The organism is Kribbella sp. NPDC048915 (assembly GCF_040649595.1).
Lineage (GTDB): Bacteria > Actinomycetota > Actinomycetes > Propionibacteriales > Kribbellaceae > Kribbella.
Window position 1 is genome coordinate 23,903 of record NZ_JBEZFT010000026.1, and the last position, 19,836, is coordinate 43,738.

At 68.4% G+C, this 19,836-nt stretch carries 19 protein-coding genes; 8 read left to right on the forward strand and 11 right to left on the reverse strand.

All coding sequences use genetic code 11. The annotated features are described in order from the left end of the window. Nucleotide 1: 1 nt before the first annotated feature. Nucleotides 2–733, forward strand: a complete 732-nt coding sequence (locus AB0B82_RS16150; protein ID WP_360167989.1) for a helix-turn-helix domain-containing protein — start codon at nucleotides 2–4, stop codon at nucleotides 731–733. On the opposite strand, the gene AB0B82_RS16155 is transcribed toward AB0B82_RS16150, so the two are convergent. Beyond that, nucleotides 712–1,314 carry a TetR/AcrR family transcriptional regulator gene (locus tag AB0B82_RS16155; protein WP_360167992.1) on the reverse strand — a complete coding sequence of 201 codons (603 nt, stop codon included), beginning with the start codon at nucleotides 1,312–1,314 and terminating at the stop codon, nucleotides 712–714. The genes AB0B82_RS16150 and AB0B82_RS16155 overlap by 22 nt on opposite strands. A 94-nt stretch (nucleotides 1,315–1,408) precedes the next feature. Here AB0B82_RS16155 and AB0B82_RS16160 point away from each other — a divergent pair, with 94 nt between their 5' ends. After that, nucleotides 1,409–1,936, forward strand: a complete 528-nt coding sequence (locus AB0B82_RS16160) for a DUF302 domain-containing protein (protein ID WP_360167995.1) — start codon at nucleotides 1,409–1,411, stop codon at nucleotides 1,934–1,936. Nucleotides 1,937–1,965: 29 nt separating this feature from the next. Here the strand turns inward: AB0B82_RS16160 and AB0B82_RS16165 are convergent, their stop codons facing one another. Continuing rightward, the gene (locus AB0B82_RS16165) at nucleotides 1,966–2,739 is read right to left on the reverse strand and encodes a BTAD domain-containing putative transcriptional regulator (protein WP_360167998.1); all 774 of its coding nucleotides are present in this window, start codon (nucleotides 2,737–2,739) and stop codon (nucleotides 1,966–1,968) included. 213 nt (nucleotides 2,740–2,952) lie between these two features. Next, on the reverse strand, nucleotides 2,953–3,174 hold the full coding sequence (locus AB0B82_RS16170; protein WP_360168001.1) for a hypothetical protein: 222 nt from the start codon (nucleotides 3,172–3,174) through the stop codon (nucleotides 2,953–2,955). A gap of 231 nt (nucleotides 3,175–3,405) precedes the next feature. Here AB0B82_RS16170 and AB0B82_RS16175 point away from each other — a divergent pair, with 231 nt between their 5' ends. From AB0B82_RS16175 to AB0B82_RS16195, 5 genes are all read left to right on the forward strand, one after another. After that, a complete protein-coding gene (locus AB0B82_RS16175) occupies nucleotides 3,406–3,597 on the forward strand; it encodes a hypothetical protein (protein ID WP_360168004.1) in 192 nt (63 codons plus the stop codon). 69 nt (nucleotides 3,598–3,666) lie between these two features. After that, nucleotides 3,667–3,864, forward strand: a complete 198-nt coding sequence (locus AB0B82_RS16180) for a hypothetical protein (protein WP_360168007.1) — start codon at nucleotides 3,667–3,669, stop codon at nucleotides 3,862–3,864. 57 nt (nucleotides 3,865–3,921) lie between these two features. Next, nucleotides 3,922–6,231, forward strand: coding sequence for a MinD/ParA family protein (locus tag AB0B82_RS16185; protein WP_360168010.1), 2,310 nt, complete (start codon nucleotides 3,922–3,924; stop codon nucleotides 6,229–6,231). Next, the gene (locus AB0B82_RS16190; RefSeq protein WP_360168013.1) at nucleotides 6,228–6,905 is read left to right on the forward strand and encodes a hypothetical protein; all 678 of its coding nucleotides are present in this window, start codon (nucleotides 6,228–6,230) and stop codon (nucleotides 6,903–6,905) included. Before AB0B82_RS16185 ends, AB0B82_RS16190 begins: the two co-directional genes overlap by 4 nt. Before the next feature lie 14 nt (nucleotides 6,906–6,919). Beyond that, nucleotides 6,920–7,303: a hypothetical protein gene (locus tag AB0B82_RS16195; RefSeq protein WP_360168016.1), complete on the forward strand. Its 384-nt coding sequence runs from the start codon at nucleotides 6,920–6,922 to the stop codon at nucleotides 7,301–7,303. A 14-nt stretch (nucleotides 7,304–7,317) separates the two neighbouring features. On the opposite strand, the gene AB0B82_RS16200 is transcribed toward AB0B82_RS16195, so the two are convergent. After that, nucleotides 7,318–7,458 (reverse strand): hypothetical protein, encoded by a 141-nt coding sequence (locus tag AB0B82_RS16200; protein ID WP_360168019.1) that lies wholly within the window; start codon nucleotides 7,456–7,458, stop codon nucleotides 7,318–7,320. Between the two features lie 640 nt (nucleotides 7,459–8,098). After that, on the reverse strand, nucleotides 8,099–9,637 hold the full coding sequence (locus tag AB0B82_RS16205) for a hypothetical protein (RefSeq protein ID WP_360168022.1): 1,539 nt from the start codon (nucleotides 9,635–9,637) through the stop codon (nucleotides 8,099–8,101). Nucleotides 9,638–9,826: 189 nt separating this feature from the next. Between AB0B82_RS16205 and AB0B82_RS16210 the strand changes: the two genes are divergently transcribed. Continuing rightward, nucleotides 9,827–11,071, forward strand: coding sequence for a GAF domain-containing protein (locus AB0B82_RS16210; protein ID WP_360168025.1), 1,245 nt, complete (start codon nucleotides 9,827–9,829; stop codon nucleotides 11,069–11,071). A gap of 80 nt (nucleotides 11,072–11,151) precedes the next feature. On the opposite strand, the gene dhaK is transcribed toward AB0B82_RS16210, so the two are convergent. From dhaK to AB0B82_RS16240, 6 genes are all read right to left on the reverse strand, one after another. Then, nucleotides 11,152–12,147, reverse strand: a complete 996-nt coding sequence (gene dhaK / locus AB0B82_RS16215; protein WP_360168028.1) for a dihydroxyacetone kinase subunit DhaK — start codon at nucleotides 12,145–12,147, stop codon at nucleotides 11,152–11,154. After that, on the reverse strand, nucleotides 12,144–12,788 hold the full coding sequence (dhaL, locus tag AB0B82_RS16220) for a dihydroxyacetone kinase subunit DhaL (RefSeq protein ID WP_360168031.1): 645 nt from the start codon (nucleotides 12,786–12,788) through the stop codon (nucleotides 12,144–12,146). Before dhaL ends, dhaK begins: the two co-directional genes overlap by 4 nt. A gap of 1 nt (nucleotide 12,789) precedes the next feature. After that, the gene (locus AB0B82_RS16225) at nucleotides 12,790–13,578 is read right to left on the reverse strand and encodes an HAD-IA family hydrolase (RefSeq protein ID WP_360168034.1); all 789 of its coding nucleotides are present in this window, start codon (nucleotides 13,576–13,578) and stop codon (nucleotides 12,790–12,792) included. Next, nucleotides 13,575–14,432: a class II fructose-bisphosphate aldolase gene (locus AB0B82_RS16230; protein ID WP_360168037.1), complete on the reverse strand. Its 858-nt coding sequence runs from the start codon at nucleotides 14,430–14,432 to the stop codon at nucleotides 13,575–13,577. Before AB0B82_RS16230 ends, AB0B82_RS16225 begins: the two co-directional genes overlap by 4 nt. A gap of 73 nt (nucleotides 14,433–14,505) precedes the next feature. Further along, entirely contained in the window at nucleotides 14,506–15,624 is a 1,119-nt protein-coding gene (locus AB0B82_RS16235; RefSeq protein ID WP_360168040.1) for an adenylate/guanylate cyclase domain-containing protein, read from the reverse strand. A gap of 266 nt (nucleotides 15,625–15,890) precedes the next feature. Further along, entirely contained in the window at nucleotides 15,891–19,136 is a 3,246-nt protein-coding gene (locus AB0B82_RS16240) for a discoidin domain-containing protein (RefSeq protein WP_360168043.1), read from the reverse strand. Nucleotides 19,137–19,836 lie beyond the last annotated feature (700 nt).

Sequence of the window (19,836 nt, forward strand, 5' to 3'; positions counted from 1 at the left end):
CATGGCTCACTCCACGGCCCAGCCCGACCGCGACACCGCCGACCGCAGCACCGTCGGCCGCAGCACCGTCGGCCAAAACGACGCCGGCCGAAGCGTTGTCGACCGACCGCGACGACAGGCCGTCCTCGACGCCCTGCGCGGTGCGCCCGCCCCACTGGGCGTCAGCGATCTCGCCGAGCGGCTCGCTCTGCACCCGAACACGGTCCGCTTCCACCTCGACGTACTCGTGACGCAAGGCCTGGTCGACCGCGAACTGGAGAAGCCGGCGGGGCGCGGCCGCCCACGGACCGCGTACGCCGCACATCCGGGGATGGATCGCAGCGGCCCGCGCCAGTACCACCTGCTGGCGAAGATCCTACTCGGGCAACTGACGACCAGCCCAGATCCAGCCGCCGCGGCCGAGGAAGCCGGCCGCGAGTGGGGAGGCTACCTGATCGAGAACGTACCGCCGACCCATCGACCGGACGCCACCGAGTCGACTCGGCGTCTGAACGCGATGATGACCGACCTCGGCTTCGCACCCGAGATCGACAACTCCTCCCCCAACAGCATCCGGCTACGGCACTGCCCTTTCCTGGAGCTCGCGGAGGAGTACTCAACCACGCTCTGCCCGCTACACCTCGGCCTGATGCAAGGCGCCCTCCAAACGATCCGCGCCCCCATCACTGCGCACACCCTCGAACCCTTCGCCCAGCCCGACGCGTGCGTCGTTCACCTGACCGATATGCCCTGAGTCGCCTGATCCAGCAACGCTTCGGCCAGGTCTCGCCCGTCGCGGAGGGGCCGGGTGTCGTTGAGTGACGTCGACAGAGCGCGCGCCCCCTCAAAAATCAAAGCCAGCCGGCGACCCAGCACCTCAGGCTCCTGCGCACCCGCCTCGGCCGCGGTCTCGATGAGCCGCTTCGCGAAGCGCTGCTTGTGCCGCTCGACCAGAACCGTTGCCTCCGGCATCGTCCCCGCGGCCTCGACCGTGACGTTGTGCAGCGGGCAACCCCGTATCGTCCCCGCCGCATCCAGCGCCACCTCGACGAACAGCCCGAGGATCCGCTCCCGTGGACTCAGCGCAGCCTGCTCGAGCGACGCCTCAGCGGCGAGCACCCCGTCCGATTCGAGCCGCTCGAGGTACGCCCTGACCAACTCGTCCTTGCTGGCGAAGTGCTGATAAAGGGTCCGCGTCGACACCTGCGCGGTCTCGGTCAGCTTCGCGATCCCGGTTGCCTGTACGCCGTCGCGCGCGAACAACTGCACCGCCGTGCGCAGGATCCGCTCGCGCGCACCGCGCCCGCCGCTGCGCTCCCCAGCCGCGTCACTCATGGCGCAAGTATAGCGATCACTGTACTTCGCGGCAGTCGCGCCCTACCGTCGAAGTACAGCGATCACTTTACATCTCCTGGAGAAGGAAGCTCCGATGTCCGACGTCATCGCAGTACCCCACGAAACCGTCCGCTGGTCGATCCCGACCGACGCCACGTTCGAGGACTTCCGCGCGCGATACGAGGCCGCCGTACCGGCCCTGGATCTCGCCGAAGCCGCGAAAGCCCGCGCGGAGCGGCCGAGCTGGGACGCCATCCTCGCCGCGACGGCCAAGAGCGCACCGCACGGATTTCTGCGGTACTGGAGCACCGACGCCGGCGACATCATGCGCCTCGCGGGCGACGACGGCCTGTGCGTCACGTACCTGATGGGCAACCACACGATCGCCGAACGGATGTACCGGCACGACCCGACGGTGATGCTCTACGCCCCGTTGCGCACCACGATCCACCAGGACCGCGAAGGCGTCACCCGCTTCTCGATCGACCAGCCCAGCACCCAGTTCTCGAGCTTCGGCATCGTCGACATCGCCGCCGTCGGCCGCGCACTCGACTACAAGGTCGCCAACCTCCTCCGCGACCTCGACGTCGCAGTACCGCCAGGCCTGCTCACCGAGAGCTGAGGACACCGTTGCGAAGCGGCCGGATGCCGTCAGCGGAGGCGGGCGAACTGGCGCGGGGTGGCTACTTGGTAGGGCTCGACGAGGGCTTTGAAGAGGTCGCTGGGTGGGAGGCCGAGTTCGCGGTCGAGCATCGCGCGGTACTGCTCGTAGTGCCGCACCGCCTCGACGATGTCACCGTCGTCCAAGTGCGTCTGCACAATCACCCGGTGGGCACTCTCGTGCAGCGGTTCGATCGCCGTCGCGGCGCGGGCGGCCTGTAATGCCTCGTGGTTGCGCCGCTGCCCTCGCCGGTACGCCGCCAGTGCGTCGAGCGCACCGAGTCGCAAGAACTGCAACCGCTCGCGAGCGGCCAGCACCCAGTCGTCGTACCAGCCCGGCAGCAACTCCGCGGAGTGCAGGACGGCGGGCGCGGCATGGTCGACCATGTCGTCGGTCAGTTCGGCGGAGTGGATCAGCTGTTCGGCGCTCGTCCGCAGACGCTGCGCGTCGACCTCGACATTCGATGCCAGGGCCAACGAATCGTCGTCGACTTCCAGCAATTGCGGTACGGAGGAGTGCCGGTGGTGCAGCCGCCACAGCACGGCACGTAACCGGGCCGACGCGACGTTGTCGGTGCAGTCGGGCCACAAGGTCGCGGCCGCCTGCGTGCGCGGACATCTACGGTGCAGCGCGAGCAACGCGATCAGATGCTGTGGACCTGACGGCAACTTGATCCGTGCCGGGTCAGGGTTGTCGTTCCTGGTGGTCAGTAGCCAGTCTCCCAGCAGTTGCAGCTGGACCTCGCAGGCGACGGAAGTTCGCACCGCCGGCCTCCCCACGTCTCATGACGGTGAGCCGCTGCGGACCCCTTTTCCCCTCAGCGCTGGGCGCCCGCCACCGTCCGCTCCGCGTGACGATCGGGACACCACATGCCACCGCCCCCTACAGCACCATTCGGCAGGATGGGCCCGATGTCAACCCTGACGGCCCGATCGGGTACGGCGTGTGTCGGCGCCGGCCCGCCAGGCCACCCTCCGCTAGCGCTCGGGTGCTGAGCGCTGCAGAAATCCTTCGAGCCAGTCGCGAACCTCGCGGTACACGTCGTCCGCGGAGGCGACGACGACACTCGTTTCCGCGTCCACGTCGAGGTCGTCCCGGCGCGAGATCCGCGCCCGCAGGCCGACGTCGGCCGGCTCCCGCCAGACCCTGATCACCAGCGCGGCCGCCCCCACCGGCTCGGCCGGTCCTTGCTCGGTCATGATCCACTCCCCCGCGGGCCGCACACCTGCCTGTCCCGGACCTCACGGTCACGCATCACCGGAAGACCCACGTTGAAGGCAACGATCCCCTGACGACAGGCGTTACGTCGACCTCCGGAGTCCTGACAACGCTGTGACAACGCCGAGACAACGCCGTGACAACACACTGAGGATGCACGGGGGCATGCACTGATCGTGAACACCGATCAGGGCGGAGGGGAGGTGTGACTGATGAACGAGTTGCTGACAAGCGTCGACCTCGACCTGGAGGAGGTCCAGGTTCTTCCGGAGCGTGAGGCGCTGGGGGCGTACAACTGGGCGAACATCTACGCGTCCAACACGGCGGTGGCGCTCAACGCGTCGTCGTACTGGTCCGCGGCCAAGGCTGCGGCGTACCAGTCGATCTACGTCAACCAGCACTAACCGGAACCGGCGGGTGGGCGGCGATGAGGATGGGCGCCGCCCACACGCCACCAGGCTCAGGGAGTTCAGATGACGGAACTCGGAACGATCTCCCGTACGGAGGTCGCGAGCCAGTCCGCCGAGCTGTTACCCGCTCGGGAGGCGCTGGCACTCGTCAACTTCACCAACATCACCGCGGTGAATGTGGCGATCGCGGTGAACGCGGCATCGGTCGGCTCGACCGCGGCCGCCAACGCGATGCAGTACATCGTCGCGTATCAGCACTGAACAACCGCGGGCGGGGGACCACGACGGCCCCCGCCCCAGGTCGAGGGCCGGCACATCATGACGACGAACGAGTTGGCGCACAGCACCGTGCCGCACTACGGCGGGCCGCGGCCGAGCCGTGCTGCCGGCGTCCGCCTGCTCGGCAGGTACGAAGGCTCAGGGTTTCGCGACGAGCGCTACCTGGCAGCGCGCGCCGATCGGCAGATGGTGCTGCTCACGAAGCTGCTGTACCTGATCGTCGAGCACGCGGACGGGCGTACGTCCCTCGACCTGCTCGCGGACCGGGTCAGTCGGGCCTACGGGCGCCGCCTCGAGTCCGACGACCTCGTCCGCCTCATCGACGAACGGCTGGCGCCGTCCGGGCTGGTTGCCCTGCGCAACGGCGCACCGATCGGTCATCGGCGAGCGGATCCCCTGCTTGCGTTGAGTCTTCGGGGCATCCTGTTGCCGACCGCCGCCGTACGGGTGGTGGGGCGGACCTTCGCTCCGCTCTTCCATCGACCCGTGGTCGCGTTGGTGCTGCTCGCGGTGATCGCCTTCGACACGTGGGTCGTCACCCACCTGTCCGTGACCGATGTCTTCGCCGCGCTCATCACACCGAGCGGAGTACTGGCGGTCCTGATCCTGCTGCTCGTCGCGACGTTGTTCCACGAGTTCGGCCATGCGGCAGGGTGCACGTACGGCGGTGCGAAACCAGGGCCGATCGGCGTCGGGATCTATTTGTGGATCCCGGCGTTCTACACCAACGTCACCAACGCGTATCGGCTCAACCGTGCCGGGCGGCTACGGACCGATCTGGGTGGTGTGTACTTCAACACGGTGTTCATCGTCGCCGCGGCAGGCGCGTACTTGTGGACGGGTTGGGCGCCGCTGCTCACGATCGTTTTCCTGTCGCACCTGGAGATCGTGCAGCAACTGCTGCCGGTGATCCGCTTCGACGGGTACTACATCCTCGGCGATCTGGCCGGCGTACCGAACCTGTTCGGGCACGTGCGTCCGATCATCCGGAGCCTGCTCCCGCACCGACGCGACGATCCGGCCGTGCGCCAACTCCGGCTCCGGACGCGCGTGATCGTCACCGCTTGGGTGCTGGTCACCGTCCCGAGCTTGTTCATCGGCCTCGGGGTGATCCTCTGGAACGCGCCCGGGTACCTGAGCCGCTTCGTCGATCGCGCGACCCAACTGGTGACCGATGCGGGCGCGATGTTCGGTGCGGGGCAGCTCGGGGCGGGGGCCCTCGCGATTCTCTCGCTGCTGGCCATCACGCTCCCGATCGTCGGCCTCAGCGTCGTACTGGCCAAGTCGCTGCTGCATCTCGTACGGGCGTACCGGGCCCGCAAGACCGGGTTGCCACCGGCCGAGGAGGAACCGATGAACCAGGCTGACGAACCGTTCGGCGCCGCGGCGTTCACCGAGGACCGGATGCTGCAGCGCCGCGTCCCGCCGCCGACCCACGGCTGGCGCCACGGGCTGTACTTCGTGACCAGCGGCCGGATCAACGTCGGCCCGAGTCCCGCCGAGCAACGCGAGCTGGAACGCATCGAGCGCGTGCGGGCTCCGTTGCGAGGACCTCGGCGGGTCGTGACGTTGAGCCGCAAGGGCGGTGCCGGAAAGACGACCACGACACTCATGCTCGGGCACACACTCGCCATCCACCGCGGCGATCGAGTCGTCGCACTGGATGCCAATCCGGACGCCGGTTCGCTCGTCTATCGGGTACGGCGTGAGTCGCCGGCCACGGTCACGAACCTGCTGGGCGAGCGTGACCTGATCACGAAGTACGCCGACCTGCGCGAGTACACCTCCCAGGCGCCGAGCCGGCTCGAGGTGATCGCGTCCGACGACGACCCGACGATCAGCCAGGCGCTCGGCGACCGCGACTACCGCGTCGTACTCGACCTGCTCACCCAGCACTACAACCTCATCCTGGTCGACACCGGCACCGGCATCCTCGACGGTGCGATCCAGGGCATCCTGCGCGAGGCCGACCAGATCGTTGTCGTGATGCCACCCGCGCTCGACGGCGCCCGGGTCGCCGCCGGAACGCTCGACTGGCTCGATCAGCACGGTCACGCGGACCTGGTGTCGTCCGCCGTGGCCGTCATCAACACCACCCGGAACCGGCAGCGCTGGGTGCAGCTCGACGAGATCGAGAAACACTTCTCGGCCCGCTGCGCCGGCACCGTCCGCATCCCCTGGGACCCCGCCCTCGACAGTGGCGCCGCCGTCGACCTCAACGATCTGCGCGCTGCCACTCGCGACGCCTACCTCGAACTCGCCGAGCTGGTCGCCGACGGATTCACCTTCAACCGCTGGAACGCCGGCTCGCTCACCAAACCGTCCACCACCGTTCAAGGAGCGCCATGACCAACCGCCTGCAAGCGATCCTCGTCGTCGCATCCCTCGTGTCCGGTACGGCCGGTGCCGCGACCATGCTCACCGCCCGCGACGGCCGCGACTTCGACCTGGTCGCGTCCGCGAACCCGGGTACGCCAGGAAGCAGGGACACCGACCGCACCGCAATGTTCGAGCGCGCCCGCGGCCGAACGGCACAGGCCGACGCCGTCGCCAGTGCGTCCGCCACCTGCGACGGCTGCCGCGGTACGGCGGCCACGGTCCAGGTGATCTACGTGAACAAGGCGAAGCGGCCGACCGCGGACAACCTCGCGAACGCCTGGTCGACCTGTACCAACTGCCGAGCGACAGCCGTCTCGGTGCAGGTGCTCGTGGTACGTCCCGGTGTTTCGGTCGCCGCCCAGAACCGGGCGTTCGCGGTCAACGCGTCGTGCTCCGGCTGTACGTCGGCCGCGGTCGCCGTACAGCTCGTTGTGGTGACCAACAAACATCGAACCCTCTCGCGGAAGGGCCGGCAGCAACTCGAAGCGCTCGCCAACGAGCTGCAGAACCAGCTCACGAACCGGACCAAGGCGAAGCTTCTCGCAGCGCCCAAGAACAGCGACTCGACCGGACTCGAAGCAGTGGTCCGCAAGGAACTCAAGCCGCTCAGTGTGAAACCCCACATCTCCGTCCAGACCCGCTGACGGGAGGCGACGCGATGCCCCTCCACCCCGCATCGCAGCACGGCCTCCCCCTCGCGGCCGCCGCGCTCGTCGCCTGTGCCCTGACAGGCTGCGAGCCCACCGACCCCCCGGGCGGCGGCAGCAAGGGACGGCCGATCACCTCACAATCCGGAGCCACGGTGAAAATCACCACCTCCAAGAAGACCTGCTGGTCAGGCCAAATCGGCACCACCACCCGAAAAGGCTGCGGCTCCGCCACCATCCAGCTCAAGTCCTCCAAAGGCACCTACACCGTCAACATTCACAAAACCACCGGCGCCGACGGCCTGACCGTCGCGCTGGTAGTCAACGGCAAGAGGGTCAACAGCACCCACAGCAACTCCAGCAGCACCGTCGCGATAACCCACACCAGCAACTGATCTGTCACCCATCTCTACGGCGGTACGGCGGTACGGCGGTACGGCGGTACGGCGGTACGGCGGTACGGCGGTACGGCGGTACGGCGGTATGGCGGTACGGCGCGGTGCTGCGCGGTGCTGCGCCGCCGCCGCCCGAGGAGTACCGGTGCGTCCACCCGAAGGTGGGTTCACCCACGCTGTTGTGGGTTCCCCACCCTGCAGACGGGTCAGGAACCCACAACACGGTGGGTAAACCCACCGCGCGAGCACGTGTCGGGGCGCGGTGGTAGGGCGCGGACGGTGGAGGTTTGAGAGGCGGCCAGCTCTCCTGACTTCGTACCCGAAGGCGTCGGCGAGCTTGCGCTGCAGGGCGGATCGGTTTTGCCGCGTGGATGGTTGGAGGCCATTCGACGGCGGGCACGGCCGGGAGGCCTGCCCGCCCGGCGGGGGCCTGCCCGCGCGGCGGGGGCGTTGAACAGGAAATAACCGGTGTACGCCCACCGCTTCCTGTTCAAGCCCCCGGCAGTTGGCGATGGGAGGCGGATGTGGTCCAGCGCGCACGCCGGCAACGCGCATACCGCCACCGCGCGGCGCGGCACCGCGCGGCCCGGCACCGCGCACTGGCACCGCGCACTGGCACCGCGCGGCCCCGGCAGCGCGCACACTGGCACTGCGTCGGACACAGACACCGCGCCGGGCGCCGGCACCGTGTGCACCCGGGTCGGTTCAGCCACCACACAGAGGTGCGGCGGCCGCCCTGATGGGACAGTCTCCTGATCCAAGCTCGCGTTTGGCCGCGCGTCAGTGGCCTACTCGTCAGGCTGTCTTGAGGAAGATCGGGTTGGAGTAGAACCAGAGGTCGTCCCAAGGGCTTTCGAGGCCGTCGGCGGCCGGTTCGGCCTCGTCGGTGCTGGTGCCGCGGACTCGGAGGTAGCAGTTGGCGGTGACGTCGCGCAGCGTGTGGCGCACGACGTATTCGGAGCCGACGCGGCGGAAGTCGGACTTGCCGTAGCGGGCGACGACCTTGGTGGTTGGGTTGGTGGCGGCGTCGCGGTCGGAGACGGGGCCGGTGATCTCGCCGACGATCAGGTCGACGCGGTTGACTTCGGGGCGATCGCCGTTCCCGTTGCGTCCGGTGAGCGGCCGGAACCGGATCTCCACCGTGACGTCGTTGTCGCGGCGGTTGGTGATCGTGAGCTGCTGCCCGACGGTCGCGATCTGCCGGCCATTGGTGGCGGCGATGTCGAGTCCGGTGATCAGGTCGCCGGTCGTGACGAAGATCCGACCCGTGCGCAGGCCGTCCATGATGTCGGCGTAGTCCTGCCGCGCGTTGACGTACGTCTTGGAGTACTCACCCGGCCAGAAGTCCGAGCCACCGCGTGTCCAGTGTACGTGCGAGTCCGAGGTGGCGGTGATCCACCACTTGCGGCCCTCGCCCAGCAGCGAGTCCCACAGCCCGCCGACGATCGCGGTCATCTGGTCGTAGCCGCCGTGCGTCGGGTAGCTGCCGTACCCGCCGCGGGCGCCGCCGTTCAGCGGGCCGGCCTGGTGACCGGGCGCACCCTCGAACCCGACGTACACGTCCGGGGCGGCGTCCTGGTTGTTCCGGAACTCGTGCGGCGTGTCCTGGCCCCAGACGCCGAGGCCGGTCGCGGAGCGGGCGGCGTGATGGGCGATCACCAGCGGCTTCGCGGTCAGGTTCTTCGCGTAGTTGAGGAATTCGACCATCTTCGACTCGGTGTCCCGCGACCGGTCGGCGGGAAACGGGTCGTTCTTCGCGAAGCGCGATTCCAGGTCATACAGCAGCTGGGCCTCGTTGTCGCGGCGCGGGATCATCAGCGTGTGGTGGTCCATCGCCGGCGCGTCGAACTCCATCCCCCAGAACTGCAGTACCTCGGGAACGAGCCGGCGTGACTTCAGCAGGTCCGGGTACGCGAGCTCGAGGTTGACCTTGGAGTGCGTCGGACCGCCGTGGTCGGTGCACATCACCCACGACAGCCCGAAGCTCTTCGCCATGATCGCGTTCGTCACGATCGGGTACACCGCGTCCGCGCCCTTGGTGAAGATCGGCGGGTTCTTGGTGGTGTCGAACCGGCCTGAGTACTCCGAGTGGATGTGGTGATCGCCCGCCCGCCATGCCCGGCCGCGCCCCGCACCGCCGGGCTGCGGACCGTGCGCGGAGGCAGCGAACGCCGTACCCGGGATCGCGGTCGCGGCGGCCAGCGTGGCACCGACGCCGCCGACCTTCATCAACTGCCGGCGCGAGAGCCCGGCCGTGGTGCTGTCCTGCGGATCGGCCGCCTCGAAATCAACCGCTTCGTGGTGGTGGTCGTGGCCGTGATCATGATCGTGCACAACAACTCTCCTACGCTGAAAGGACGGACAACCGCATCCCACGCGCACCCCGTGAACACCGTCTGAACTCCGATCGACCGCACGCCGAACGCAACCGCCACTCAGGCCACCGACACGGCGGGTAGGAATCCCTTTGACGGTGCGTGAACGGGGGTGGACTTTCGCCGAATTCGGCAGTTCTCTGGAAGCGTGGATTCCATCGACCGATGGCTGCATCGGCGGCACGAGGAGTTCGTCGAGGGTGGGGAGCAGCAGCCGGTACGTGGGCTGGTCGCGGCATCGTGGAGTCGTTCGATCGCGGCCGGGCTGCGATCCGACGCGGCCGCACCGTTCGCGTTCCGGGCCGACGAGTTGGCGTCGTACCGGGCCGAGCACCCGCTGGCCGCGGTCTTCCCGATGCTGTACGACGTTCTCGGCCGAGCGGCTGTGGACAGTGACTACGTGATGGCCGTCGGCGACAGCGACGGCCGGCTGCTCTGGGTATGCGGACGGCCCGACGTACTGCGTGCCGCGGACGGGATCCACTTCAGCGAAGGCGCGTGGTGGGCCGAACGCCAGGTCGGCACGAACGCGCTCGGTACCTCGCTCGAAGTGGCCGCACCGATCCAGATCCGATCGGCGGAGCACTTCACCACGCTGGTGCAGCCGTGGTCCTGCGCGGCGGCGCCGATCTACGACCCGGACACGCAGCGGCTCCTCGGCGTCGTCGACATCACCGGCGGCGTCGACGCCGGTTCACCCCAGTCGCTCGCTCTCGTCCGGGCCGCCGCCCGCATGGCCGAGGCCGAACTCGGCCGGCTGACCATCCTGCGCAAACTGACCGGCGACACCGGCCGCCGGATGCAGATCGCCGCGCTCGGACGACCGGATGCCGAAGTACGTGTCGACGACCGCGACGTCCGACTCAGCCGCCGGCACAGCGACATCGTCGTACTGCTCGCCGAACATCCCGAGGGCCTCACCGCCGAAGAGCTGTCCGATGCGCTGTACGGCGAGACCGACCACCGATCCTCGCTCCGCGGCGAGATGACTCGGCTGCGCGCGCTACTGGGCGCTGACGTCGTCGAGTCCCGCCCGTACCGGCTGCGCCGCGACATCAGCGCCGACTGGCTCGATACCGCCGACGACCTCGACTCGCACCTGCTCTCGTCGGCGCTGCGCCGGTACGCCGGGCCGCTGCTGCCGCAATCCGACGCGCCCGGTGTCGTTGCCTCGCGCAACCGCCTCGAGAACCGGATCCGCAGCGCCGTACTCATGACGCACGACGTCGATCTGGTCGTCGCCTGGACACGCTCGTACGCCGGCGTGAACGATCTGAGCGCGTGGGAGCACCAACTGACACTGCTCTCGCCGGGGTCACCTCTATGGCAGTCGACCTGGTCCGAAGTACGGCGACTCCGCCGCGACTACGGCCTGGACGAAGCGGAAAGCTGACGTGGGGACGACCGGCCGAGGCCCACGGTCCCCACATCAGGCTCAGCACACCCGGGATGGTTCAGCACACCCGGGATGGTTCAGAACACCCGGATCGCGATCTCGGCCGGCGCGGACAGCAGCTCGTCGATCTCGTCGTCGAGTTTGACCAGGGTGACCGAGGCCCCGGCCATGTCCAACGAGGTGCAGTACTCACCGACGTAGTTGCGCCGTACGTTGATCCCCTGGTCGGTCAGCACCTGGTGCGCCCGCCCGTACAGCAGGTACAGCTCGCTGATCGGCGTGCCGCCCAGGCCGTTGATCATCAGCGCGACGTCGTCACCGGACTCGTACGGCAGGTCCGAGCGGACCGCCTCGAGCATCTGGTCGATGATCTCGTTCGCCGGTGCGAGCTTCTCCCGGCTGCGCCCCGGCTCACCGTGGATCCCGACACCCATTTCCATCTCGTCGGCCCCGAGCTCGAACAGCGGGGAGCCCTTGGCCGGCGGGGTGCAGGCGGTCAGGGCCATCCCCATCGTGCGCGTCACCGAGTTGACCTTCTCGCCGATCCGGACCACCTCGTCGAGCTCCGCGCCCTGTTCGGAGGCTGCGCCGACGGCCTTCATCACGAAGAAGTTGCCGGCCACACCACGCCGGCCGACGGTGTACGTCGAGTCCTTGACCGACACGTCGTCGTCGATGATCAGCGTCCGCACGTTCAGCCCGTCCGCGACGCTGAGCTCCTGGGCCATGTCGAAGGCCATCCGGTCACCGGTGTAGTTGTTGACCAGCAGCAAAACGCCCTTCGGCGACGCGAGCAGCTTCGTGGTCTCGTACACGTACTCCATCGGCGGCGCCGCGAAGACGTCCCCCGGACAGGCTGCGTCGAGCATCCCCTTGCCGACGGTCATCACGTGCGCCGGCTCGTGCCCGGACCCCGAGCCCTGGATGATCGAGACCTTGTCGTCGCGCGGTGCGTCCGTGCGCATGATCAGGTTGTACTCCGGGACGTACCGCAATGTCTCGGGATTGGCCAGCGCGATACCTTGCAGCATCTCCGGCACGTAGTTCTTCGGATCGTTGACGAACTTCTTCATCTGGAGCCCCTCCCCTTCCAGCTCTGTGCAATCTGCTCCATCAGGACGGCGACCGCGACGGCTCCCGCATCGACCGATCCCCGGCTGCGCTCGCCGGTGTACGCGGCCCGGCCGCGCATCGCGACCATGCCCACCGTCGCGTCCGCCGCCGAACGCGCGGCCGCGGCGGCCCGGTCCACGACTTCGTCGCTGTCGAGGCCGGCCTCGAGCGCCTCCTCGATGGCGTCGGTCATCGGGACCAACGCGTCGAGCAGGGTCTTCTCCCCCAGGTCCGCACCGCCGCGGGTCTTGATGCCCTCGATGGCGGCCCGCAGGATCGCCACCACAGTCGCGCCGTCCAGGCTCGTGGCGGTTCCGGCGGTCATTCCGGCGCGCAGGAACGCGGTGCCCCAGATCGGCCCCGAGGTGCCACCGATCCGCGACGTCACCAGCATCCCGACCTTCTTCAGGAACGTGCCGATGTCGGTCCGGTCGAGCTCGCCGTACTGGTCCTTGAGCTTCTCGAAACCACGAGCGAGCGAGTACCCGAAGTCGCCGTCGCCGACCACCGAGTCCAGGTCGCCGAAGTACTTCTCGTTGGCGAGGCAGGTGTCGATGATCGTCGTCATCACCAGGTCGACGTCGCTCCAGCTGTCCGTCATGTCAGCCCTCCTTGGGTACCCGGCCGGTCAGCCGGGAGAGATCGGCGAGCTCGAGCGCGTCCGCCGGGGCGACCCCCCAGGGATCGGCGAGGACCTCGAGGCGCTCGCCGCCGGGGTCGCCGAGGCTGGTGACGACGAGCGCCGCACCGGTGAAGTCCTCGTCCCGCGTGTAGCCGCTCACTGTGACCACGGTCGGCAGCCCCGCGCCGGTGGCCGCCAGCAGACCGTTGCGCGAGTCCTCGACGACCAGGGTGTCGGCCGGGTCCAGGTCGAGCTCCCGTACGGTCAGCTCGTACACCGCCGGATCGGGCTTCTTCCGCGGTACGACGTCTCCGGCGAACACCGGGATCGTCGCCGCCAATTCGTCCCCCACCGCGCCCGCGAGCACCGCCCGTACCGACGGCTCCGCGGACGTCGACGCCACAACCACGGTCCAACCGGCCGCCAATGCATCGGTGATGATCCGTCGTACGCCGGGACGCGGCGGGATCACGCCCGCGGCGACCAGGTCCGTGAACGTCTTCGTCTTCGCCCGATGCCAGGTCGCCACGACGTCGGCGCGCTCCTCGGGCGTCGCGGGCGAGCCGGCCGCACGCCATACCTCCGGGTCGTCGAGCACCGTGGCCAGGCGTTCCTTGCCGCCACCGATGCGCAGCAGCCGGCCGTATTCCTCGACCGACCAGCGCACCGGCAGACCGAACTGCTCGAACGTCGCGTTGAACGCCGGCAGATGCCCGTCGCGTTCGGTGTCACCCAGTACGCCGTCGCAGTCGAAAATCAGCGCGGTCATGCCCGGCCGCCACTGCCGAACATCTCGATGTGCTCCACCGCCATCGCCTTCACGGCCGCGTGAATGTGGCGGAACAACGTCGGCGGATCCCACTTGTCGGTTGCCCGCGCCTGCTCCAGATGTTCGAGCGACGACTTCATGTAGGCGACCTTGAGCGCGGTGGAAATGTTCACCTTCGCGCAGCCGCGGCTGATCAGGTCCCGGAACTGCTCCGGCGTCAGCCCCGAGCCGCCGTGCAGCGCCATCGGAATCCCGGTCGCCGCGACCAGATCGGTGATCCGCTGCGAATCGAGCTCCGGCCTCGACCGGTAGATGCCGTGCGCGTTGCCGATGGCGGGCGCGAACACGTCGACTCCGGTCGTCTCCACGAACATCGTGGCGACCTCCAGCGACTGACGCTCCGACTCGGTGTCCGATCCCACGCCGTCCTCGACGCCGGTGATCCCTTCGATCTCACCTTCGACGTGAGCGCCGTACTTCCGCGCCTCGGCGACCACCTCGACGGTCTGACGCTGGTTCTCCTCGACCGGCAACGCCGACGCGTCGAACAACACCGAGTTCCAGCCCGCCTCGAGACACGAACTGATCACCGCCCGATCCGGACAGTGATCCAAATGCAGCGTGACCGGAACGGGCACCGGCGCGACGGTCGCGTCGAACATCGCCTTCAGTACGTCGCGCCCGACCGACTTCACGGTCTTCACCGACGTCTGCACGATCAGCGGCGACCTCAACTCCACCGCGGCGTCGACGACGGCGCGCAAGCTCAGCTCGTCCACGATGTTGATCGCCGGAACCGCGTACCCCTTGGCGAGAGCTTCGTCCACAAGCTCCTTCAACGGCGCAACAGGCATGCTCCCCTCCCCCGAAAGCTCACCCCCACCCTGCCTCCCGCAACGCTGCAAGAACGCTGCAACGGCGGCAGTTCTACCGAGATTGGTGCGCCGCCGGCGGGCGATCGAGGAAGTAGGTCCGCATCGGGCCCTTGCCCTTGACCTCGATGGCGCCGCGTGGGCGTACTGCGAACTCCGGTCCGAGCGCGGCGGCCACGCGTCCGGTGACCTGGATCTCGCCGGGGACGCCGTGCGACTCCATCCGGCTCGCGGTGTTCACGGTGTCGCCCCAGAGGTCGTAGATGAACTTGCGTCGCCCGATCACGCCGGCCACGACCGGACCCGAGTCGATGCCGATGCGCACCGCGAGCCATTCCTGACCGGGCAGCGCCGCGATGCGCGCAACCTCGGACCGGAGCGCGAGCGCCGTACGAACAACCGCCGCGAGATGGTCCGGCCGCGGGGTCGGCAGGCCGCCGACCAGCATGTACGCGTCCCCGATCGTCTTGATCTTTTCGACGCCCTCGGAGTCGGCGATCCGGTCGAACGCGGAGAACACGTCGTCCAGCAGGTTCACGACGTCCGCCGCCGGCATCGCCGCCGACCGCTCCGTGAAGCCGACGATGTCGGCGAACAGCACGCTCACCGCGTCGTAGTGCTCCGCGATCACCCCCGGCTCGGTCTTCAGCCGCTCGGCGATCGGCTCCGGCAGCACATTGAGCAGCAGCCGCTCCGAACGCTCCCGCTCGGCCTGGAGGTCCCGATGCGCTCGTTCCCGTTGCTCCACGAAGTAGCCGAGCATCACGTACGCGCTCACCATCACCCCCGCGATGTTCAGCACCAGGAAGGTGACCTCGAAGCTGGGTGGCAGCTCCGACGGGGATCGCGCGAGCCGGGAATCGAGCACTGCGAGTACGAGCAGCTCGACGAAGAACGCCACCAGCCACGGTACGGAACGCCGGATGCCGAGCAGGGCGAGCGCCGCCAACGGCGTGAAGATCGCCCAGAGGATCATCGCGCTCGAAGCCACAAAGCCGCCGAGCGACACCTGCAACAGAGCCGGCAGCACGAGGAACGCGACCATTTGCGTATTGCGGAACATTGCGAACCGCCGCGTCCGCGCCAGCACACCCAGACCGACGAGCGTGATCACCTGGTAGAGCCCCGGAATCGCCGCCGACACCGGGTCGCCGTACGCGAGGTACGTCGTCACCCAAACCGTGGACAGCGCCGCTATCAACAACGACGAAAAGATCAGCGTCCCCTGCCGCAAGCGCTCGTCATGGCTGTCACCAGGCCGAGCCCCAAGATCTGCCAGCCGCTCCAACCAGCGCCCAACACTCCACCCGGCCTGACCCCCACCATGCAGCCGGGTCCCTATCACAGGAGACTCATCAGCACGCGCTCTACTCGCCCCCTAGCAATCCCGCACCCCAGGGACCCGTCGCGGGCGAGCCGAGACGGGTCGCTGGTTGCGTGTCAGTTCGGTTGGGTGCCTGTCACTATCACCTCGGCCAGGCTGATCACGCCGGCGCTGGTGGCCGGCGACTGTACCTTGACGTAGCGGGCCACGGTGTTGGTCGACAGGCTGGTGACCGGCCCTGGCGTCGGCCCGAGGCTCAGCTTGGTCACCGTGGAGTCGGCCATCAGCTGGTTGTAGCTCCGGCCCGACATGCTGGCGGTGGACAGGAACACCACCGCGTTGTTCAGCTTGTTGGCCGAGGCATCAGTCCGGTTGTAGACCGTGACGTTGCTGACCCGGGAACTGGTCTGCAAGTCGACCTGCCACCACGGCTGCGAGCTCGACGCCGTACGGCTCACCGACCCCGCCGCGAAGACGCCGTTGGTGTTCCCGTCCACGGCCCGGGCGGCGGTGCCGACGTCGGTCGACGACTGCGTGGCCGGCCGGTTGGTGGACAGGTTCACGGGCCCGGTGGTGCCACCGACCTGCACCTCGGCCAGGCTCAGAGTGGCCAGGATGCTCGACAGTTGCACCCGCACGTACCGGCCGGTGGCGTTGCCCGCGTTCAGGGTCACGCTGTTGGTGGTGGACGAGAGCGCCGAGAACGGCAGTTCCTTCACCGAGTTGTCGGCCTTCAGCGAGGACATCGACCGGCCGGTCATGCTGGTCGAGGAGATGAACACCGAGCCGCTGCCCAGCCGGTTCGAGTCGGTCCGGCTCCACAACGTGACCGTGGAGACAGCCGCCGCGGAACCGAGATCGACCTGCCACCACGGCTGGACGGAGAGGTTGGTCTGGGACACCGAGCCGTTCGAGAACACGCCGTTGGTGTTGCCGTCCACCGCTCGTGCCGCCACCGCGCTACCGCTGGTGCTCGACTGAGTGGCGGACTTGCCCTGGGCCAGGTTCGAACCGGTGACGGTCACGGTTGTGGTCGCCGGTGCGCTGTTGGCCTTGCCGTCTCGCACCACCAGGCTGAAGGTCAGCGTGGCCGGAGTCGCCGGCGCGGTGAAGGTCGGCTTCGCGGCCGTAGTACTGGACAGCGTCACCGCCGGTCCACCGGTCTGGGTCCACGCGTACGTCAGCGGGTCGTTGTCCGCGTCGGTGCCCGACCCGTTGAGGGTCACGGTCGCACCAGCCGCGACCGACTGCGCGGTACCGGCGTTCGCCACCGGCACCTGGTTGGCCGCGGTGGTGGTCACCGTAGTGGTCGCCGGTGCGCTGTTGGCCTTGCCGTCTCGCACCACCAGGCTGAAGGTCAGCGTGGCCGCTGTGGCCGGTGCGGTGAAGGTCGGCTTCGCCGCCGTCGTACTCGACAGCGTCACCGCGGGCCCACCGGTCTGCGTCCACGCGTAGGTCAGCGGGTCGTTGTCCGCGTCGGTACCGGACCCGTTGAGGGTCACGGTCGAACCAGCCGCGACCGTCTGCGCCGTACCGGCGTTCGCCACCGGGACGTGGTTGGCCGGCGCCGAGAGCGGCTGCGGTGTGCAGTTGCTGATGGAGACCGTGAAGGGCTGGACGTCGTTGTCCGTCTCGATCATGGCGCCGTCCTCGGAACCAGTAAGCGAGATGGTGTACGACTCGCCGGCATTCACCCGGGTCTCCCGCCACTCGTCAGTACCGCGCTCCCACTCGATGATCAGGATCCGGCCCGTGACCACGCGAACGGTGCACCCGTCGGCCCAAGCACCCATGTACGGGTAGAGCGGGACGCCCGACTCCGAGTAAACGTTGCGCGCGTTGTCGCCGGAGCGGCCGTTACCCTGGTACGCCGTACCTTCCGGCCAGGTGATCACGCCGCCGTACCAGTCGCCGGGGTTCTCGCCGGTGCCGGCGTAGCGCCAGCGGGCGTTGACCCAGGAGACCGGGTCGCAGGTGGTCGGGTCGATACAGTCGGGCGGCGTCGGCGGGACCGGCGGGCCGGGGACGAAGGTGTACTCGAACGGCGAACCGCTCTGTACGCTGACGATGCTGCTACTGCTCAAAGTGGTCGGCACGGTGTAGCTCTCGCCCGCTGACAGGTTCGCCAGCGAGGCGTGCGAGTCCCCGACCGGGCCCGCATACACGGCCGCGCTGCCCGAGGTGACCGTGATCTTCCAGTTCGCAACCTGCGGAGCCGTTGCGTAAACGTCGTGCGAGGCGGTGTAGCCGTAGCGCAGCCGGCTCGGGTCGGTCTCGACCGGCCAGACGGCGGCGTACCCGCTGTCCGACGGACCCCACGGGCACGGGCTGCCGGTGCAGGTCCACGTCACCAGAGGCGACTCGTTATCGCCGGCCGGCGGCGGCGTGGTCGGCTCCCCCGGAGTCAACGTGTACTCGAACGCCGAGCCACCCTGCACGCTCACGATGCTGCTACTGCTGAGCGTGCTGGGCACGGTGTAGCTGTCGCCGGCCGACAGCGCGGCCAGCGACGAGTGCGAATCATTGGCCGGACCTGCAAACACGGCGGCGCTGCCCGACACCACGGTGATCTTCCAGCCGGCCACCTTCGCCGCCGGGGCGTACACATCGTGCGAGACGGTGTAGCCGTACCGGCTCCGGGTCGGTTCGGCCGCCGCGGGCCAGACCGCCGCGTCGCTGGTGTAGCTGTCACCGGACGGGCAGGGCGTACCGGTGCAGTCCCAGGTCGCCAGCACCGAACTGTCACCGGACGCCGGTGGCGGAGTGGTTGGCTCGCCCGGAGTGAAGGTGACCCCGAACGCGCCATCGTCCTGCACGCTGACGATGCTGCTGCCGGTCAGCGTGCTTGGCACGGTGTAAGTGTCACCGGCCGACAGCGCGGCCAGTGACGAGTGCGAATCGTTGGCCGGACCCGCGTAAACCGTGGCGCTGCCGGAAGTGACGGTGATCTTCCAGCCCGCCACCTTGGACGCCGGGGCGTAGACATCATGCGAAACGGTGTAGCCGTATCGGGCCCGGACCGGCTCGGCCGCAGCCGGCCAGACGCCCGCGTTGCTCGTGTAGCTCTCGCCCGACGGGCAGGGGCTGCCGGTGCAGTTCCAGGTGGCCACCACCGAGCCGTCGCCAGAGGGCGGCGGCGGGTCGGTCGGGGTGCCTGGCGTGATCGTGTACTCGAACGACCCGCCGTCCTGCACGCTGACGATGCTGCTGGCGCTGAGGGTGTTCGGCACGGTGTAGCTGTCACCGGCCGACAGGCTGGCCAGCGACGAGTGCGTGTCGTAGGCCGGACCCGCGAAAACCGAGGCGCTGCCAGAAGTGACGGTGATCTTCCAGCCCGCCACCTTGGGCGCCGGCGCGTACACGTCGTGGGAGACGGTGTAGCCGTAGCGCCCCCGGACCGGCTCGGCCGCAGCCGGCCAGACCGCGGCGTTACTGGTGTCCGTCGGACCCCATGGGCATGGGCTACTGGTACAGGACCAGGTCGCCACAACGGACGACACAGGATCCCCCTCGGCTGCCAACGCAGGCGGAGTGGTGAGGCCCAGCATCGTCCCCACAGCAGTGATGAGAACGAGAAATGCGGTCGCAAAACGCTTCGGCATGCCGATCCCCCCGGATTGTGACTCGCCGCTTTGGAGCAAACCGTAGCCTAAGTCGCCCTCCGACAGTCGAAAAAGAGCCAAATTAACCGACCCACGAACGATTTCCGCTGGCCGTCGTCACGCTACGAAAGAACCTCACTACTCACCGCTGAGAACCCGGAGCCGATACCACTCAACGGTTCACAACGACAGCAGAACATCGCGCCCCCAGACCCGCGGCACGCCAGGAACCTACGCACGATGCGGGATCAGCCGACCGGTGACCTGTCGACACTCCGCATCATCAGCGGATGCGCATGCCCGAGATGGCTCGGGAGATCACCAGGCGCTGAATTTCGGAGGTGCCTTCGAAGATGGTGTACATCTCTTCCAGCGTCGCGGCGCCTGGAGCGCGAACGGGAGAATTCGGCCTCTGATGACCTGCGGTTTCGTCTTCCAGTGGTGATCAGTGGTGATCGTC